Genomic DNA, 17,783 nt, shown 5'->3' on the forward strand with positions numbered 1-17,783 from the left:
GCTTTTATTGAAAAATAATTATAATTCATTCCTCACCAACTTCGCCCCGTCGCACATGGCTTTTAGTTTTTGTTTGGTGGCCCATCGGGCGGTTTGGCTCATGCCGCAGTCGGGTGCTATGGCGAGTTTTTCGGCCGGGACGTAGGGTAAAATCTTGCGAATACGTTCGGCTACGTCTTCGGCCGTTTCGATGTAATAGCTTTTTACGTCAATAACCCCTACTGCTACGTCCATTTTTTCGGCAAATCGCTCTAATAAATGCACATCGGTGAAGTTCAAAACCGTCATTTCGGAATGCAGTTCATCTACGGTCATGTCCATAAAATCGGGTAACATGGGCGCAATGGTCTTTTTCCCTACCGAACGACCTTTATAATTACCAAAGCAGAGGTGCATAGATAGTCGCGTTTTTCCCACTCCCGGTGCTACAGTACGGTTAAAAATATCCACAAAACGCTTAGTATCCTCGCGGTAGGCGTAGCAACTCATGGAAGGCTCGTCCACGCATATTTCGGGGACACTTAGTGCTACCAAATCTTCAATTTCTTTGCGTACCAACGGCAAAATCGCTTCCGTCACTTCCCAACGGTCTTTGTAAAAACTGCCCGGATTGAGTCGTCCTGCAAGCGTATAGGGTCCAGGAATGGACATTTTAATCATTTGCCCTTCGGGAGCAAGGCGTTTGAGGCGTTTGTATTCTTCCACTACTCCTAAGCCTTTGGGGGCAGTAAGCGGCTCCACAATGCTGTTTTTGCCACGCTGGTCGTGGGCGGGCGGGCCGTATTTTCGGGTTTCGGAACTATCATTTTGAATCCCTTTGATGAACCCGTAAAATGAAAGATTGAAATCCAGCCGAGTTTGCTCGCCATCCGTAATGACATCGAGACCGGCAGTCACTTGGTCGTGAACGGCGGCAATGACGGCGTCATCAATCATCTCGGCAATGTCGGCGGGACCGAATTTATCTAAGTTCATGCCAGCAAATTCGAGCCAGCCTGGAAACGGCATTGAGCCTACTACGGTGGTTTTTATAGGAAGAGGTTGCATATCAAATGAGTGAATGAGTGAATGAGTGAATGAGTGAATGAGTGAAACAGCCTTCTGTTTATTACAGCCATTGATACATAACGTGGGCGTCTACTAAGTCCAGTTTTTGGTGTTGGTACGCTTTAGGAAGCGTGCCGATAATGCTAAAGCCGCATTTTTGCCAAAGTCGCACGGCTACTTCATTGGTAGCAATGACGCAATTGAACTGCATGGCTTTGAAGCCTAATCGTTTGGCTTCCGTCAATGAAAAACGACACATCTGTTCGGCAATACCACGTCCGCGAAAATCAGGATGAACCATATACCCTGCGTTGACAACGTGGCTTCCCAAATCAGGTTGATTGGCTTTCAGGAAAAAAGTGCCGACTATTTTCCCCTCCATTTCAGCGACATACGTGTATTTGTCAGCATTGAACCAGAGGGTCAGCATTTTATCTTTTGGCGAATTGGGAGCGTACATATAGGTGTCTCCGGCCCGTATGACAGGTTCAATAATTTTCCAAACGGCCTCTTGGTCGGAAGGAAGTGCAGGACTGATTTGAATAGACATAACTTATTTTAAAACAGCGATTGCTTCGATTTCGATTAGAATAGCAGGGTCATACAACCCTTCAACAAACAAAAGCGTACTGGCTGGCGGGCGATTGGCTGGGATGTATTCGTTCCGAACTTCCCGAATAATGCCCAGAGCCCCTTCCTGCTTTGACTTAACGTAAAAAGTCAACTTTACAAGATTATTGAAATCTGCTCCACTCGCTGCCGAAACTGTTTTTATGTTTTCAAAAACCTGCTTGGTTTGTGCTTTTAAATCCCCCTTTCCTACTATTTCCCCTTTTGCATTCACGGAAACTTGCCCCGAAATGAAAGCCGTTTTTCCCTCATTGATGATAACGACCTGAGAATAGTTGGAAACAGGAGGCAATTCCTTCGGGTTGATTACTGACTTATTTTGGGCAAACACCCCTTTTGCCAGTAGAAAACAGAACAGATACACTGATAACTCTTTCATAATTAAAGGGTGTTTTGAGCGGATACGTAACTTGGTATTCCTACTTTCTCGTACATTTTAGCGATGCGGTGCGCATGTTCGTCGTAGGCGGCCTCAAACAATTCTACGGCGCGATGGGAGCCTACCACAGCCGCGGCACTCAGCACTTTCGGAGGTTGGCCTGCTTCGGTCAGCAGCCGTGCCGTTTCAGCTTTCAGGCAGTTGATAAGGGTGGCACCTCCCACGGTAGAGCCCGGTGCTACGGGAGTATCAAGGTTAGGGACATACACCATGGCATCGCCAACGGGAGCGCCGGTATCGAGTACCAAATCCGCAAAATCGGTCAGTTTTTTGCCATCCGCCCGTTTGGACGAACTGGCCGCTGAATGTTGACTCGTCACCAATGCTACGACTTTGATGCCTCGTTGTTGGAAAATTTCAGCCATTTCTACGGGCACGATATTGGTACCCGAAGAGGAAATGACCAAAGCGGTATCTTGGTCGGATAAGTCGAAATTTCGCAGGATTCGCTCGGCAAAACCTGCTACATTTTCCAGAAACATGGCCTGCCGTTGTCCATTGGCGCCCACGACCAAGTTATGGAAGGTAAGCGACAGTTCAACGATGGGGTTGAATCCGGCAAATGACCCGTAGCGAGGCCACATTTCTTCCACCATGATGCGGCTGTGACCGCTGCCAAATACGTGCACCATGCGTCCCGCCAAAATGGTGTCCGTAAACCATTGGGCTGCTGTTTGGATTTGGGGTTGCTGATTTTCAATGGTTTGTAAAATGTTTTTACATTTTTCTAAGTACTCTAAAATAATACTCATGTGTAGGGTTTTTTATAGAACGCGGATTGAATGGATTGTACAGATTAAAACGGATTAATTTTTGAAATTTGGTTTGAAGCAATTTTCGAAAATCTTTCGTTTAAACTCAGGCTTTTTGCCGAAATTAAGGAGCAAACCTACTTCTTTATCCGTTGCTCTAAGGTAGTTCGTTAATTGGGCTTCATGTTCTAATGCCAGCACTTCAGATGCTTTTAATTCGAGAATTACTGCGTTTTCGACGATTAAATCAGCGTAGTAATCCCCCATTTCGAATCCTTTATAATAAACTTTGATAGGTATTTGACTTTCACACATCAATCCTCTGCTTCGTAATTCAAATAACAATGCTCGCTCATAAACTTTTTCTAAAAACCCATATCCCAATTCATTATAAACCAAGTAATAAGCTTTAATAATAACATCAGTTATCTCTGAATGTAACATAATTGTTTATCCGTTAAATCTGTTTAATCCGCGTTCTATTTTATTTTCGACAGCGCAAAACCCGCAGCGCCAATAGCTCCCGCCATATCGCCGAAATTTGCCTGGACGATAGGGGTTTGTTTACCGCCCGGACGCCATTCATAAAACTCCATAAATTGGTTTAACGGACCAAAAAGTGCGTCGTCGGCAAAGGTGATACCTCCGGCAAGAACGATTAATTCGGGAGAGAATACATTAACAACTGAACTCAGAGCTACGGCGAGTTTCTGAACGGAAGTAAGCCAAACAAGCGTGGCCCACGAATCGCCTTTTCGGTAAGCTTCGACCAGTTGCCAAGTCGATTCGAACTTATTTTTTGAGCGTTTGGCCACTGAATAATTGCCGATGGCATATTCCAAACTTCCCGGCATACCTACAATACTGGTTTCGTCGTCGGTGGCGTTGAGCGATAAATGTCCCAAATGTCCTGCCATTTGACTAAGTCCCTGATAGAGTTGGCCATTGATGAGCAAACCGCCCCCTACGCCCGTACCGAGGGTGAGCAAAACGACATTTTTGTAGCCTTTGGCCGCCCCGAAACGAGCTTCGGCCATGAGTGCCGAATGCGCATCATTGAGGATATAGGTCCGTTGTCCGAAATACGAACTCCAATCAAAATTTTCGAGGCCATTCAAGCGGTTGGGCAGAAAAGAAATGTAGTTATTGTCGGGGTCAGGCAATCCCGGGGAAGACATACCGATGGTATCGATGGGTTCTTGCCAATAGTTTCGCAAATAGGTGACCATTTCCAGTACATTTTCGCGCCATTTCCCCTCGTCATCGTCGTGGGTAGCTACGTAATGCTGCTTTACTATTTCTCCCGTTTCATTGACAATAATGCCTTTTACGTTGGTTCCGCCAAGGTCGATGCCGATTGCTGTTTTCATATTTTTTTAAGTGTCAAGTTCAGAGTGCAGAATGTCGAATGAAGAATTTAAAACTCGGCATTCTGTACTCTGAACTTGACATTCCAATTAGGGTTTTATCCGATTTTTCTTGGCGGTTAGGACTGAGGCTGAGAAAATGGCTAATAGTTCATTGGCTTCTTTCATCAGTTCTTCCAAACGTTTTTCTTCCATAATTTCTGCTTCAGTCAAAAGTTCCATCCAAAACAACGACTCATCAGCCTCTTCTTCACTGATATGGATTTTATTAATAAAATCAGCTTGAGATTTAGCTCGACAGGCAGCGCGATAATTGGCTCCAACGGATGTTCCCGAACGAAGCAACTGCTTTGCTATGACTGCACTTACTTTATCATTAGGTAATGCCTGTACCAATTTAATCACTCGAAGAGAAAATAACTTTGTCCGCTGTTTCAAATCTTGTTTCGGCTTCATTCTCAGATTGTAATTTTTTGATAATCAATATTTTGTATTATTTTTCTCAACCTCGACACTCTGCATTCTTCCCTCGACACTCTATCTCGACACTCAATACTGCCCCTCCGTCACTCCCCAACCTCCATCCACGGCCAGTACTTGGCCCGTTGTAAATTTTGAGTAATCAGACATAAAATAGACAGCAGCTCCGTCTAAATCAGTAGGTTGGCCGTTACGGCCGCCGTCTAAGGGTTGCTTGGATTTGACAAAATTCATAATGACATCGTCTTGAGAGGCACGTTGACTCATGGGCGTCTCGACGAGTGCGGGGGCTAAGATGTTTACTCGGATGTTGTCTTTGGCATAATAAGCGGCAATGGATTTGGTAAAACCGATGATGGCTGATTTGGTAGTGGCGTAAGCGTGGGTGGTAAAATACTTGGGCGAGGGCGAATATCCCAAAACGGAGCCTACATTTAGAATGGTGCCACCCGATTTTTGCTTTAAAAATTGTTGAATGGCCGCTTGGTTGGAAAGCATGAGCGAGGTAAGATTGAGTTCAAAGGTTTTGTTCCAACCTTCGAGGGTAAGTTCGTGCAACGGTCCGTCCCCATACTTGCGTCCGCTTCCTCCGGCTACGTGGTATAAACCATCGAAGCTCCCAAATTCAGTAATTGCTCGATGAATTGCTTTCTCGGCAGTGGCGGGTTGAGAAGCATCGCCTTGAATAGCTACGGCAACGTGGCTACCCAATTGTTTTTGGGCTTCGTCGCAACTGTCTGGATTACGACCCACCACCGCCACGCGTGCTCCTTGACTCACAAAAGCCTTCGCGGCTGAAAGCCCAAGCCCCGTTGTGCCGCCCATGATAACAATTGTTTTATCTTCGAGCCATTTTTCGGAAAGCATACTTAATTTTGTTTTTAGAATTTGGCTGTTTTGGCGGCAAAAACGCCCATTTTTGAGAAATAAATACCAACTTATTATAAAAAGTTGAACAGGCTTTTATCTTACCTAAATCGTTCAAAAAATAGTTTATATTCGTGACTCAGGCAACGTATTTTTTAGAAGAAGTAGAGGCATTTTTGTTGCAGTGGCGGTCAGAGATTCCTTTGACGGTTGAGCCCTTGAGTATACCCTTTCCCTTTTTTTACTTCGATGACCGAAAACTCATCGTTCACTGTATTTCGCTTGATGCATTGAGCGTGGATATGCCCGTTTCGTTTTTTGCAGAATTGTCAGAAAAAATGGAAGCACGAGGCATTAAAATCATTCACTTATGGGAGGATGTGTGGTATACCCACAAGGAAGGAGTGCAATCGCGTTTGCGGGCTGCGTTTGGCGAAACGCAGCGCATTCCCGCTCGTCTGACGAAAGTAAAACGTATTGATAAGCCAACGTTAGATGCTTTTATCCAAAAGAATCACTTGCAGGTTACTACTATGGCGAAATATAAGTACGGTCTTTTTTTGCCAAAACAATACGAAAGAATTATCAGGACAAGTCTTCCATTCAGCATCCACTGTGGCACTCATTCACAATCCACTCATTTACTCATTCATGAATTCACTCATTCAGAGGAAGTTCTCGTGGCAGTGGCTTCTTTTAGCGGAGGGAAAAAGATACTGCGCGAGGGACAAACGTACCGCTCGTTTGAATTGATTCGTTTTGCCAATCTGTTGGATTGTACTGTCGTAGGAGGCTTGGATAAATTATTGAAAGCATTTACCAAAGAAGTGTTTCCCGATGATATTATGACGTATGCCGATCGTGATTGGTCCGATGGGCGCAGTTATGAACGGTTGGGTTTTGAGCGGGTTGGAAGCACACCTCCACAAGTGTTTTTTGTAAATCCAACAATGATGGAGCGCCATTATGCTGAACGCTTAAACGAGGCTGAAATACCTGTGGATTGGATAAAGGTTTTGAACGCGGGGAATTGGAAGTTTTTGAAGAAATTTAAGTAGAGTTAGTTTATAGGAAACACAGCACAATCAGGCATATTCTAAAGTTACTGAATAAAGTGTTTCATTTGGAGAAGATGGTACATGGAATTTCTAAAATAACGCTATTTATGGCTGTTTTGAGGGTATTGTGTTATAAATGGTCAAAATCGTACTATTTGATTTGTCCAAAAAAATATTTACTTTGCAATAAAGTATTTTCAATTTTTTTCACACTTAAATTTAAACAACCATCACCAATGAAAAGAAAGCTACTCTATTACAAGGTGCTTATTCTTTCGCTGATTTCAACGCTGAGTTTTGCACAAAACGTTGATGTGAAAGGACGAGTCGCAGACGGTAAAGGTGACGCCATTTATGGGGTCAATATTGTGGTAAAAGGTTCCAATCAAGGAACGGTTACCAATGATAAAGGGGATTATAGTATTAGTGTAAAGAAAGGTGCAACGCTGACGTTCAGTTACATTGGCTTTGCTGCTAAAGAAGTAGTAGTAGGTAACAGTTCGGTTATTAATGTATCGCTGACCCCACAGGACAATGTGTTGAACGAAGTCGTAGTAACGGCGCTTGGTATCAAAAAGGAGAAAAAAGCGCTGGGGTATTCAGTTTCTGAAATTAAGGGAGAAGACCTTACCCAAGCTCGTACCAACAACATGGCTAACTCGCTTCAGGGTAAAGTGGCGGGTCTGAATATCTCAGCACCTGCTTCGGGCCCTGCGGGTTCAACCCGGATTATTATTCGTGGAAACGGTTCTATTTCAGGCAATAACCAACCATTGATTGTAGTGGATGGTATTCCGGTTAATAACGATAACCTCGGTAACGCAGGTATGTGGGGCGGTGGTGACCGCGGCGACGGTATTTCGAGCCTTAATCCTGATGAAATCGAAAATATCAGCGTGCTGAAAGGGGCTACTGCAGCCGCTCTTTACGGTTCGCGTGCTTCCAACGGAGCTATTTTGGTCACTACCAAAGGCGGCAAGGCCGGTAAAGGTATCGGTGTGGAAGTAAACAGCAACTTCGTAGCGGAAGATTTGCTGATCAGAAAGTTTGAAAACTACCAGTATGTATACGGTGCTGGTAATAACGGTGTGAAGCCAACTACTGTACAGGAAGCGTTGACTTCCAATAGCTGGGGAGGCAAATTGGATGGCACAAGTGTGATTCAATTTGACGGCAAATCGCGTCCCTATTCGGCCGTGAAAGACAACATGACTAATTTTTACCAGACGGGAAGCACCTTTACAAATTCCGTGGCTCTTACTGGGGCCACCGAAAGTGTTACGTACCGTTTCTCGATGAATGACCTTAACAACAAGAGTGTTATTCCAGGGGCAGGTCTTAAAAGAAATAATTTTGCCTTGAACGTAAACGGAAATTTGGGTAAAAAACTTTCGTTTGTTTCCAATGTGAAGTATGTTATTGAGAAAGCTACCAACCGTCCCCGTTTGTCGGATTCTCCTGGTAGTGCTACCTATGCCATCAATGCTATGCCAACTTCTCTGGGGGTGGCGGCATTAAAAGAAAGTCAGGTGACGGATCAAAACTACGAACTCACGTGGTCGGACAATATCTACATTCAAAATCCTTACTATGCCGCTGCTGAGTGGAAAAATTCGGATAAAAAGAACCGGCTTATCGGTGCTTTTGAACCTCGCTTTAACCTGACAGATTGGCTGTACGTGAAAGGTCGCTTAGGATTTGATAATTTCAACTACCGTTATCAGGACATAACGCCTTACGGTACCCCTTTCTCAACGCGCGGAAATTACAACGTGACTAATCGTAATTTTACCGAAACCAATGCCGATTTGATGTTGGGTTTTGACAAAAAAATTGCCGAAAAAATTGGCATAAACGTATTGTTAGGTGGAAACCAAATGAGACAAACGTACCTAAATTCAAATTATGGTAGCGGAGCATTGAACATTCCGTTCTTCTACGATATTTCAAACGGAGATCCTTCGGGGCGCGGCATTGGCGAGCAGTTGGTTCGGAAGCGTATCAATTCGGTGTATGGTTCGGCGGAGTTTTCCTACAACGGCTATTTGTACGTAACGGCTACCGCTCGTAATGATTGGTTTTCAACTTTAGCGCCAGGTAACAACAGTATTTTGTATCCTTCGGTAGGGGCAAGTTTTGTATTGTCGGAAGCAGTAAAATTGCCTTCAGCCATCAATTATCTGAAATTGCGTTCGTCATGGGCTCAGGCAGGTGGAGATACAGATCCGTATAATTTATCGTTGTATTATGGCCTTTCGGGCGCTCACTTAGGGGCACCTTTGGCCCAAATCAATGGTGGGCAGGTCCCTAATGCTGCCCTTCAGCCACTTACGTCAACTACCTTTGAAGCAGGTTTTGACACACGTTTATTTAATAACAGAGTCGGAATTGACTTTGCGTATTATACCCGTAAAACCACCAATGACATTGTAGGAGCTACGATTTCGGCCACCTCAGGCTACGGCAATGCTTTGTTTAACGTAGGGGAGATCGAAAACAAAGGGATAGAGTTGTTGATTAACTACAAAGTCTTGAACGCTAAAGATTTTACGTGGGATGCTTCGTTCAATATGGGTTACAACAAAAGCCAGGTAGTGAGCCTATACAAAGACTTGAAAACGATTCGGGTAGATGAAAACCGGACCAGAACGGCTTATATCAACCACGTAGTGGGGCTGCCTTATAGCCAAGTGCAAGGCTTTGATTTTAAAAGAGATGCTGCCGGCAACGTAGTACACGATGCCCAAGGATTCCCAATTCAGGGAGCGTTAACCAACTTTGGTACGGGAGTTGCCCCGTTGACTTTTGGCCTAAACAACTCGTTTCGTTACAAAGGCGTGGGGGTGAGTTTCCTGATTGACGGTAAATTTGGCGGTCATATATTCTCGGGAACAAATTCTTACGCCTTTCGTAGAGGTTTAACAGAAGAGACTTTGGAAGGCCGTGAAGGTGGGCTCATCGGAAAAGGAGTCAATGAAAAAGGAGAAGCCAATACGGTAAAAGTTTCGGCCCAGGATTATGCGTCACGCGTGGCGAATAACATCGCCACTCCTTTTGTATATAGCTCCGACTTCCTGAAACTTCGTCAGATTATTATTGATTACAGCATTCCTTCAAAAGTATTGGGACGTTCACCGTTCAAGAGTGCTTCGGTTTCTATTGTAGGCCGTAACCTGTTGATTTTGATGAAGAACACCCCTAACATTGATCCCGAATCGACCTATAATAACTCAAATGCGCAAGGACTTGAGTTGGCAGGTGTACCTGTGACAAGAACCGTTGGGGTGAACGTTAATTTGAAGTTTTAACATTAAAAAGAAATTCAGATCATGATACGTAAAATAGCAGTAATTCTTTGCCTCATTGGCACATTGGGGTCGTGTACGAAAGATTTTGAAACCATAAACGTCAACCCTAACGCACCGTCAGCCGTACCCCTTGACTATCTTTTGGCCCAATCAACGCTGTTTATAACGGGCGAAGGCGGTGACCCAGGCTATCGCTCATGGCGTACCAACATCATTTATGCCGCGATGATGATGCAGCACATGTCATCCGTTGAAGTAGGTTTTTATCGCGGAACTGTTTATACTTTCCAAGGAGATTTGAGCGCGGCTTGGTTTGAAAGAGCCTATCCCAACTCCATCAAAAACTTGGTCAACCTGATTGAACTTGCTAAAAAAGACCCTAAACAAGTAAACATTCTTTCTATGGCGCGTATTTTACGCGTGATTGAAATCGGTGTTCTGACCGATGTATATGGTGATGTTCCGTATTCAGAAGCAGGTTATGGAGCACTTACAGGGGTATTTTCGCCGAAATATGACGCCCAAAAAGACATCTATGCCGATATGCTGAAAGAATTGGAAGAGGCCGGAACTGCGCTGAATGCTACTGCTTACGTTCCTAAAACGGCTGATTTAGTATTTGGTGGTGATATAGCCAAATGGAAACGCGCTGCCAATTCACTCATGCTTCGTTTTGCGATGCGTTTGCAAAAAGTAGATGCAACATCCGCACAGGCTTGGGCTAAAAAAGCGGTTGATCGTGGCTTAATGACGAGCACTGATGACAGCTTTGGCGTTAAATTTGCGAGTACCGGCGCAGGAAACAACTCCAATCCAAACTCATGGAACATGTTTCCCGGTGGACGCGGGATTGTAACAGCTGATAACATTCAGTGGAGCAAAACCTACATCGAAGCCATGAAAACCCGCAAAGACCCTCGTTTGTCAGTGGTTTCGGCACTTAAATCTGGAGATATAGACCCGACTAAACAAGTGGGTCTTCCTATCGGCACAGATGCTACTATGTTAGCAGCACTTCCTGCGCCTCTCAATGCCCGGGCCAATTACTCACGCCCTGCGCCTAATATGTATGCCTTGGACAATACGCAATTTGTAATGACGTATGCCGAATCTGAATTGTTGAAGGCAGAAGCCATCGAAAGGACTTGGGCGACCGGAACGGCCAAAACGGCCTACGACAACGCTGTAGTAGCTGGTATCAAACAATCCAACTCCTATGGCGGCAAGCTTACCGATGCGCAGGCAATGGCCTATTTGGCGGCTAACCCGTATCCTGCTACCGGTACACTTGAAGCCAAAATGGAAGCCATTCATACAGAGTTCTGGATGACAACGGGTTCATTGCTCCAGCACATTGAAGCTTGGTCTAACTGGCGCAGAACAGGGTATCCAAAATTGACACCCGTAAATTATCCTGGCAATGAAACCAACGGCCAAATTCCACGCCGCTTGCGTTATTCACAAGGAGAATACGGCGTAAACCCTGGCATTGACGTAGCCGTTGGCCGTCAAGGAGCTGATTTGTTTACGACCCGTATGTGGTGGGATAAGTAAAAACAGTGATAAGCAGTAAGTAGTGGGTAATGAGAAAAAGCTCACTGCTTACCGCTGAAAAAGGGCATCTCTCTCTCTTTGGGAGGTGTCCTTTTTTGTATTTAGAGGCTTTACGCAGTTAATAACCTACCCCTGATGTTTAAAAAACAACTGCTGTTTGGATTGTTAAATCTCCTGATTGTGATAAGCGGCTATGCTCAGAATTCGTGGTCTAAAAAATTAGAAAACATTGGCACTTTTTCATCCCCAAGAGTTTCGGATTTGAATAAAGATGGGGTAAAAGATATTATTTTAGGCGCAGGAAGGTTGGAGTTTGAACATTCTGATTCGGCTATTATCGTCCTTGACGGAAAAACAGGGGAGTTGCTCTGGAAAAATTCTGCCATTGACCAAATGTTTGGTTCTGCGGCGTTGCAGGACATTACCAAAGATGGCATTGACGATGTATTTATCAACGGACGTTCCTCGGAATTGTATGCCATCAACGGCGCCAATGGGAAAGTGATTTGGCACTTTGATACCTTGGCTTATTCAGAAAGAGGAAAAAAACGGTGGTTTAATTTTTACAATCCCCAATGGATTCATGACGTTGATCAGGATGGTTTCAAGGATATTCTGATTTCAAACGGCGGAGATATAAAAGTGCCTGCTTTTAACCCAAATCGAGCGGCTGGGCGATTAGTTATTTTGAGTGCCCGTACCGGGAAAATTCTGGCTGATGCGACTATGCCTGACAACAAAGAAATCTACATGTCGGTAGCCATACGGCCTGATGCAGTTCATCCCAAACTGTCTAAATTTATTTTCGGCACGGGAGGAGAAACCGTAGGAGGGCATTTGTACGTTGGAACGGTTGAAATGGTATTGAAAGGAGACTTATCAAAGGCAAAGTTACTTTCTACGTGTGAACAAAAGGGTTTTATTGCGCCTCCTGCGTGGGTGGATATTACGAATGACGGCATTGCCGACGCGGTTGTCAATTCGGTAGACGGTCGAATCATGGCTTTTGATGGGGCGTCTTTTTTGCCCCTTTGGGAACGAAAACTGCCGAACACCGAAGCGTATAGTTCCATGGGAATCGGATACTTTAACAAAGATAAGACGCCTGATTTTTTTGTTTCCTTTGCGCAGGGGACCTGGCCGGACCTTTCCTGGACCAAACAGGCTATGATTGACGGTGCTACGGGAAAAATAGAATTTTCAGATTCTTTGGGATATTACCAAACCAGCAGTCCGATTGCCGTAGATTTTAATGAAGATGGCGTAGATGAAGTGTTGTTGAATGTCGATTATCAGGTTTTGGATTCCATTGGTCTCAAATCGTTTTATAATACGTTGCTTGTCATTAGCTTTGAGACCAAAGAAGTGGTAACCCTTGTCGAAGGGATTCCGGGTCATAACGTGGCTTCTACGCCTTGGGCGGGAGATTTGGACAACGACGGATTTCTGGATATTGTCTATAGCGTTGGAACGAATCAGTTCAAAACGTATACTTTTGACGGGCTTAGGGTCAATTATATCGGTACCAAAATCCCCATGACTCCCAAACACCAATGGGGAGCGTATATGGGAAGTGAGTATGATGGTGTGTTTAAAAAGAAATGATGATACAAGTTTATTATGTTGAAAAATAACTGCCTGCCTTATCTCTGCTTTCTTTTCATTTTAGGAGCCTGCTCTCATGAAGACTCCGTCTTTAAAAAATTAAATTCGAGTGATACCAACATTACGTTCGTCAACAAAATTGAAGAAACGGAGAAAGACAATGTGCTCAATTACGAATATTTCTATAACGGCGGCGGGGTAGCTGCCGCTGATTTTAATAACGATGGTTTGACGGATTTGTATTTTACTGCCAATCAGGGAGAAGATAAATTATACCTTAACAAAGGAGATCTCAAATTTGAAGATATTACCAAAATGGCGGGGATTACGTGGAACGGCGAATGGAAAACAGGCGTAACCGTAGTGGATATCAACAACGACGGTTGGCAAGATATTTACGTCTCTGTTTCGGGAAATATCGATCATCCGGAACTGCGCCGAAATAAATTGTACATCAATAGCCCCCCGACCCCCAATGGGGGGGTAAAGTTTATTGAAAAAGCGGCTGAATATGGCCTTGATTTAAACACGTACACAACTCAAACCGCTTTTTTTGATTACGATAACGACGGCGATTTGGACGCCTATGTGCTCAATCACAACGTCAAAGACTTTAAACGGTTTGATGTGGGTGCAGTTCATTTCATGCGCGATTCACTGGCTGGGCATCGATTGATGCGCAATGATAACGGGAAGTTTGCGGATGTGAGTGTTCAGGCAGGCATCAAAGGAAATCCCATTGGCTTTGGTTTGGGGATTTCAACGGCAGACGTCAATGGCGACGGTTGGATGGATATTTACGTTTCCAACGACTACATTGAAAACGATTACCTCTACATCAATAACGGCGACGGTACTTTTACTGACCAAATAGCCGAAGCGACCAATCACGTCAGTTATTTTTCCATGGGCAATGACATTGGCGATGTCAACAACGATTTATTGCCCGACATCATCACGATGGATATGTTGCCGGAAGATAATAAACGCCAGAAATTGCTCTTCGGGCCTGATAAATATGAAGCTTATTTGTCGATGCTGCGCAATGGGTTGCATAATCAGACGATGCGGAATATGTTGCAGTTGAACCTCACCCCCTTGCCCCCTCTCCTTTCAGGAGAAGGGGAATTAAACCCTCTCCTGAAAGGAGAGGGCAGGGTGAGGTTTTCCGAAATCGGTCAGCTTGCGGGCATTTCCAATACCGATTGGTCGTGGTCGGCGTTGTTGGCCGATTACGACAATGATGGCTTTCAGGATTTGTTTATCACCAATGGCTATTTGCGTGATTATACCAACAATGATTTTGTCAAATATTACGCCGAAATCGGGGAGAACAACAACCAAAGTGTGTTGGAAGTCATCAAAAAAATGCCTTCGACGAAAACGCCCAATTACATTTTTAGAAATAATCAAAACCTGACGTTCTCCAACAAACAAACCGAATGGGGATTTGATACACCCGTGATTTCAAACGGAGCTGTTTATGCAGATTTGGATAACGACGGAGATTTGGAAATCGTCACCAACAACATCAACGAACCTGCTTACATCCATAAAAATTTGAGTAGTGAAGCAGGGAAAACCAATTACCTCAACATCCAACTTCCTTCTTCAAAATCCATAACGGGAACAAAAATCTACGCTTACAGCGGAGAATTGCAGCAATACCGTGCCTTTACGCCCACGCACGGGTACGAAAGCAGCATGATGATACCTGTCCATTTTGGCTTGGGAATCCACAAAATAGTGGATAGTTTGGTGGTGATTTGGCCCGATGGCAAAGCGCAAAAGTTGACGAACGTAGCCTCAAATCAACTTCTGAAACTCACGTATGCACCTAATACCACATGGAGTCGACCCACGACAAAGCCTCTATTTGAAGAAACAAACAGCCTTGTTTTTGAACATAAGCAAATGCCGGTCAATGATTTCAGTCGTCAGTTGTTGTTGCCGCACATGTATTCGTACCAAGGCCCTCGGATGACCAAAGGAGATGTGAATAAAGACGGGTTGGAAGATGTCTATATTGGCGGGGGAAAAGGACAGCCCGGTGAGTTATTTTTGCAACAAAAAGGCAGGAATGGTTCGTCGTTACAATTTGTAAAAAAAGAACAACCTGCTTTTAAACAGGACGAATTATGCACTGATACAGACGCCGTATTTTTTGATGTGGACAAAGACGGGGATTTGGATTTGTACGTCACGAGTGGTGGTTATGAGTATCTTCCCAGTGATTTGATGCTGCAAAATCGCCTGTATCTCAACGACGGGAAAGGCAATTTTGCCAAAGATTTTGAACGGCTTGTGCCCGAAAATTTTGCGGACAGTAATGTCGAACTCATTGATTTTGACCGTGATGGAGACCAAGACTTGTTTGTGTGTGGCTCTGCCGTTCCGCAGGAATACCCGCGGTTTAATCCAAGCCGTTTGTATCGCAACGACAGTGGAAAGTTTACGAAAGTAGTTAATCCCGAGTTTGAAAATGTAGGGGTTTTGACCGATGCCTGTGTAATTGACTTTGATAAAGACGGTTACGACGATATCGTAGCCGTGGGAGAATGGACGTCTATCATTCGATTGAAAAATGAGAAAGGTGTTTTCAGAAAAGTGAGCGATGCATTGGACAAAACCACGGGTTTTTGGCAAAGCATTACTGCCGCTGATTTTGACAACGATGGTGATAAAGATTTGATAGCTGGAAACTATGGATTGAATACACAATGGAAAGCGTCTCCTGAGTTGCCAATGAGTTTGAATGCCGATGATTTTGACGGAAATGGCCGTTTAGACCCCATTCTTTCTTATTTTATTCAGGGAAAAAGTTACCCGGCGTATAGTAAAGACGAGCTTTCGGACCAATTGGTGCCGTTGAAAAAAGCCTACACGAGCCACGAAAGTTATGCTTCAGCTACTACGGAGGATGTGTTAGCGATTTTTAAAGATAAAAAACCTCAAAAACAGGAAATCAATACGCTTTCGACGACCTATTTTGTCAACAATAACGGCACTTTTGAACCGAAAGCCTTACCGATTGAAGCTCAATTTTCCCCGATTTATGCCATTCTCTCCGAGGACTTGAACGGGGATGGTTTTAAAGATTTGATACTGGCAGGCAACCAAACGCGCGGTCGAGTCAGGATGGGGAATATAGATGCCAACTACGGTCAAGTTTTCCTGAATGACAAAAAAGGAGGGTTTAGGTATCTGCCGCAGAGTCAATCGGGATTGTACGTAAAAGGAGAAGTGAGAGGAATGGTGATGATTGGTAATCAGTTGATTGTGGGTAAAAACAACGCTAAAGCGATGGTGTATTCGAAGAAATAGGGGCTTCTTTGGGCTTGACGGGATTCACTCCTTTGAGTTTCCATTTCTGATAATCCATGGGAGTCATTTTCTGGATTTTCTTAAACTGTTGATTGAAATACGATTGATTATTAAAACCTGATTCAAAAAAGGCATCAGTCACGCTTTGGCCGTTGCGCAGTACTTTACAGGCGTGAGAAACACGCACTTCGTTCAGGAATCGGGTAAAGTGTTTTAAAGTTCGGCTCTTGAAATAGCGGCAAAACGACGACTCCGTCATGTTCGCTACTTTGGCCACGTCGGCAATGGTAATGGTGTCGGCAAAGTGTTTGTAAACGTATTCATTGACCCGCACCATTCGGTCTTCGTCTTGGGTGTGGTCGTAGAAATAATCTTTGGGAGTTAGGTAGTCAAATTCAGCAGTTTCGGCCAGTTCTGTCAACACATCCAACAGCGAGATCAATTTACGGGTATCATTCAGGTAGTGCATTTTATGCAGCGATTCACTCACCTTTTTCTATACTGGTTTTGTGAAATTTCAACCCTCTTTTGGCTTTTGACAGCAGCGTTTGGATAGGTTTCAGTTCGGGTTTTAGAATGAAATCATTTCCCAGAAAAGTATCCGTAAACTGAACAATGAGCCCAAAAGGAGCTATTTCGGGATGCTGGCGGATAAATTCTTTACTTTCCTGCAAAACATGGGGAAAATTAGCCCCTAACAGGACCAAATCTCCTTCTTCGAACTCCTGAAAACCTTCTCCAATAACCGCACTTGTTTTGCCTTCCATAAAATAAATTAACTCTATTTCAGGATGATAGTGCCAACGGGTAGTCAGACCAAAAGGCTCCAATTTAAACACAAAAGAACGGTTGGCTTGGGGTTGAATAAGTCGATAAGAGGGTTCCATATAAAATAAGCTAGGTGTTAAATCACTACTTTTCTGAATGTCCTAGGCGATACTTTCTTACGGGTTGTAAAACACCTGTTGAAGTTAGTGAAACTATTAAATCCTACATCCTCGGCAATTTCAGCAATCGGATTGGTTGTTTCAAGTAGCAATTGACAAGCATGATTTATTCGCAAATCGTTTACGTACTCTGTTAGGGTTCGACCTGTGTTTTTCTTAAAATACCTACAAAAAGAAGCTTCATTCATGCAGGCGATATCAGCTATTTTATGGAGTGTAAGTTCATCCCTAAAATGGGCATGAATATGACCAAACACATTTTGCATCCGTTTTTCGTTCTCATGGCTTATACTTAACTCACAGAGGTTTGCAAAACCAATTTTGGAGTTTTGATGATTTGAAAGTTTGTATTTATCAAAGATTTTAATTTATCTCTATAGCTGCCAATATCGGCAAAAAAGTCTC

The 17,783-nt window shown here is 44.0% G+C and carries 16 protein-coding genes; 5 read left to right on the plus strand and 11 right to left on the minus strand.

All coding sequences use genetic code 11. From position 1 onward, the window contains the following. Nucleotides 1-18 precede the first annotated feature (18 nt). The 8 genes from Q0081_RS26895 to Q0081_RS26930 all read right to left on the minus strand — a co-directional run bounded on the left by Q0081_RS26895 (nucleotide 19) and on the right by Q0081_RS26930 (nucleotide 5,582). On the minus strand, nucleotides 19-1,047 hold the full coding sequence (locus tag Q0081_RS26895) for a methionine synthase (RefSeq protein WP_298360888.1): 1,029 nt from the start codon (nucleotides 1,045-1,047) through the stop codon (nucleotides 19-21). Nucleotides 1,048-1,108: 61 nt separating this feature from the next. Continuing rightward, nucleotides 1,109-1,597, minus strand: coding sequence for a GNAT family N-acetyltransferase (locus tag Q0081_RS26900; protein ID WP_298360890.1), 489 nt, complete (start codon nucleotides 1,595-1,597; stop codon nucleotides 1,109-1,111). 3 nt (nucleotides 1,598-1,600) lie between these two features. Continuing rightward, nucleotides 1,601-2,056 carry a RidA family protein gene (locus Q0081_RS26905; RefSeq protein WP_298360892.1) on the minus strand — a complete coding sequence of 152 codons (456 nt, stop codon included), beginning with the start codon at nucleotides 2,054-2,056 and terminating at the stop codon, nucleotides 1,601-1,603. A 2-nt stretch (nucleotides 2,057-2,058) separates the two neighbouring features. Next, on the minus strand, nucleotides 2,059-2,868 hold the full coding sequence (locus Q0081_RS26910; protein WP_298360894.1) for an SIS domain-containing protein: 810 nt from the start codon (nucleotides 2,866-2,868) through the stop codon (nucleotides 2,059-2,061). A 54-nt stretch (nucleotides 2,869-2,922) separates the two neighbouring features. Next, complete coding sequence (locus tag Q0081_RS26915; protein ID WP_298360896.1) at nucleotides 2,923-3,312, minus strand: GxxExxY protein; 390 nt, start codon at nucleotides 3,310-3,312, stop codon at nucleotides 2,923-2,925. 35 nt (nucleotides 3,313-3,347) lie between these two features. Further along, nucleotides 3,348-4,238, minus strand: coding sequence for an ROK family protein (locus tag Q0081_RS26920; RefSeq protein WP_298360898.1), 891 nt, complete (start codon nucleotides 4,236-4,238; stop codon nucleotides 3,348-3,350). An 87-nt stretch (nucleotides 4,239-4,325) separates the two neighbouring features. Continuing rightward, the gene (locus Q0081_RS26925) at nucleotides 4,326-4,691 is read right to left on the minus strand and encodes a four helix bundle protein (protein ID WP_298360900.1); all 366 of its coding nucleotides are present in this window, start codon (nucleotides 4,689-4,691) and stop codon (nucleotides 4,326-4,328) included. A gap of 93 nt (nucleotides 4,692-4,784) precedes the next feature. After that, the gene (locus tag Q0081_RS26930; protein ID WP_298360902.1) at nucleotides 4,785-5,582 is read right to left on the minus strand and encodes an SDR family NAD(P)-dependent oxidoreductase; all 798 of its coding nucleotides are present in this window, start codon (nucleotides 5,580-5,582) and stop codon (nucleotides 4,785-4,787) included. 134 nt (nucleotides 5,583-5,716) lie between these two features. Here Q0081_RS26930 and Q0081_RS26935 point away from each other — a divergent pair, with 134 nt between their 5' ends. The 5 genes from Q0081_RS26935 to Q0081_RS26955 all read left to right on the plus strand — a co-directional run bounded on the left by Q0081_RS26935 (nucleotide 5,717) and on the right by Q0081_RS26955 (nucleotide 16,431). Beyond that, nucleotides 5,717-6,640, plus strand: coding sequence for a hypothetical protein (locus tag Q0081_RS26935; protein WP_298360904.1), 924 nt, complete (start codon nucleotides 5,717-5,719; stop codon nucleotides 6,638-6,640). A 236-nt stretch (nucleotides 6,641-6,876) separates the two neighbouring features. Then, nucleotides 6,877-9,948: a SusC/RagA family TonB-linked outer membrane protein gene (locus Q0081_RS26940; protein ID WP_298360906.1), complete on the plus strand. Its 3,072-nt coding sequence runs from the start codon at nucleotides 6,877-6,879 to the stop codon at nucleotides 9,946-9,948. Nucleotides 9,949-9,969: 21 nt separating this feature from the next. Further along, nucleotides 9,970-11,502, plus strand: coding sequence for a SusD/RagB family nutrient-binding outer membrane lipoprotein (locus Q0081_RS26945; protein ID WP_298360908.1), 1,533 nt, complete (start codon nucleotides 9,970-9,972; stop codon nucleotides 11,500-11,502). Between the two features lie 135 nt (nucleotides 11,503-11,637). Continuing rightward, the gene (locus Q0081_RS26950) at nucleotides 11,638-13,107 is read left to right on the plus strand and encodes a PQQ-binding-like beta-propeller repeat protein (RefSeq protein ID WP_298360910.1); all 1,470 of its coding nucleotides are present in this window, start codon (nucleotides 11,638-11,640) and stop codon (nucleotides 13,105-13,107) included. A gap of 15 nt (nucleotides 13,108-13,122) precedes the next feature. Beyond that, complete coding sequence (locus Q0081_RS26955; protein WP_298360912.1) at nucleotides 13,123-16,431, plus strand: VCBS repeat-containing protein; 3,309 nt, start codon at nucleotides 13,123-13,125, stop codon at nucleotides 16,429-16,431. Here the strand turns inward: Q0081_RS26955 and Q0081_RS26960 are convergent. The 3 genes from Q0081_RS26960 to Q0081_RS32025 are packed head-to-tail and all read right to left on the minus strand — an operon-like array spanning nucleotide 16,403 to nucleotide 17,644. Then, entirely contained in the window at nucleotides 16,403-16,900 is a 498-nt protein-coding gene (locus tag Q0081_RS26960) for an AraC family transcriptional regulator (RefSeq protein ID WP_298360914.1), read from the minus strand. The genes Q0081_RS26955 and Q0081_RS26960 overlap by 29 nt on opposite strands. 13 nt (nucleotides 16,901-16,913) lie before the next feature. Next, nucleotides 16,914-17,318 (minus strand): cupin domain-containing protein, encoded by a 405-nt coding sequence (locus Q0081_RS26965; protein WP_298360916.1) that lies wholly within the window; start codon nucleotides 17,316-17,318, stop codon nucleotides 16,914-16,916. Nucleotides 17,319-17,335: 17 nt separating this feature from the next. Continuing rightward, nucleotides 17,336-17,644, minus strand: coding sequence for a helix-turn-helix transcriptional regulator (locus tag Q0081_RS32025; protein ID WP_409034104.1), 309 nt, complete (start codon nucleotides 17,642-17,644; stop codon nucleotides 17,336-17,338). Between the last annotated feature and the right edge of the window lie 139 nt (nucleotides 17,645-17,783).

It is taken from the genome of Runella sp., assembly GCF_027484545.1.
In the GTDB taxonomy this organism is placed as follows: Bacteria; Bacteroidota; Bacteroidia; order Cytophagales; family Spirosomataceae; genus Runella.